This is a genomic window from Ligilactobacillus acidipiscis DSM 15836 (assembly GCF_001435755.1).
Taxonomy (GTDB): domain Bacteria; phylum Bacillota; class Bacilli; order Lactobacillales; family Lactobacillaceae; genus Ligilactobacillus; species Ligilactobacillus acidipiscis.
Window position 1 is genome coordinate 1 of record NZ_AZFI01000288.1, and the last position, 1,177, is coordinate 1,177.

The 1,177-nt window shown below is 38.0% G+C and carries 1 pseudogene; it reads left to right on the forward strand.

Features of this window, described 5'->3' with window-relative positions:
• Window positions 1-225, forward strand: a pseudogene (locus tag FC65_RS10740) (hypothetical protein); the annotation flags it as partial.
• Between the last annotated feature and the right edge of the window lie 952 nt (window positions 226-1,177).

Genomic DNA, 1,177 nt, shown 5'->3' on the forward strand with positions numbered 1-1,177 from the left:
TTAAAAAAACGTTGGGGTATGAATTCTCGGCAAAGTGTTCACCAAGCTGCTAGCAGAGCAGATTTTCCCCAACCTGTTTGCACTTTTAATCATGGGAAAACGCCGCTTTATTTAGCCACTGAAATTCAAATTTTCGAGGTCAATCATCCTTGGTATCTCACTGCTGGTGACCGGTTGGCATATAGTCACTGGATCCTAAGAAATGTACTTAATCCTGATAGCTAAATGAACCTGGTTTTTAATTTGTTGGCGACAGCCTTCTAAGACAAAAAACGGCTATTTATGATCGTTTTTATTTGCCCTTGACAGTAGTCAAGGGAGTAAGTGCGCATTGAACTCATTTTATTCGTTCACTGATTTCGTTCTAGGAGACTTTTATTTTTTAAAGCAACTAGTTTGGCAAACTAAATTACGGTAAAAAACGTGGTGGTTATTTTATGCTGTTTAATTGTTGACTTTCACCACCACCAGGTAAAAATTGTCCTTTGCTGGCTATTAATTTTGCAGTTACAGTGGTTGGGGCCAGATCAAAAAAATGCTGCAACCAATTTTTCCAGTAATTTTTTTGATCTGAGATCCCTGACAGTTAGTTTTTGCTAAGGTCTGATAAGGTCTTTTTCTGTGGGTAGTAAGATATTTTAAAGGACTGTAACCTAAATTTAGCCTTAAAATCGTTTTTTAAGCGTTTTAATTTGCAGAATGGATAATTTATCGCAGTTTAATTTTAAAACGCTCCTAGGGGCCTTATTTGCCCTTAAAATCGATTTATGGCTGTAAAATGAACTTGGTTTTTACGGTCTTGCTCCTGCTTTGGGGTTTGAACTTGTTTTATGGTTTTGAATCGGGGGGTTTGAAGTTGAACTATTGCCGAATTTATTTTCTTTTTTGCTGTTGGTTAGGGTAAGCAGTGGTTATTTTAGTTGGGCTAGGCAGATCTAATTCGTTAGTCCTTTTGGTGCTGTTTACACCTGTTAGAGGTCGGAGCTTGCAACTCCCCCCATTCTACGTTGTGCCACGGAGGGAGTTGCAAGCTCCGACCGGCTATAAATGGTTACATAACAAGTTTCCTATTCTTAAAAACGTAGAAGAGATTCTACACTTATTCTATAGTGAGCTAGTTTTTTAATGGGGTATGAGACTATTTATTCTTAGTAGCATTGTCAGGTGGCTAGAAGTT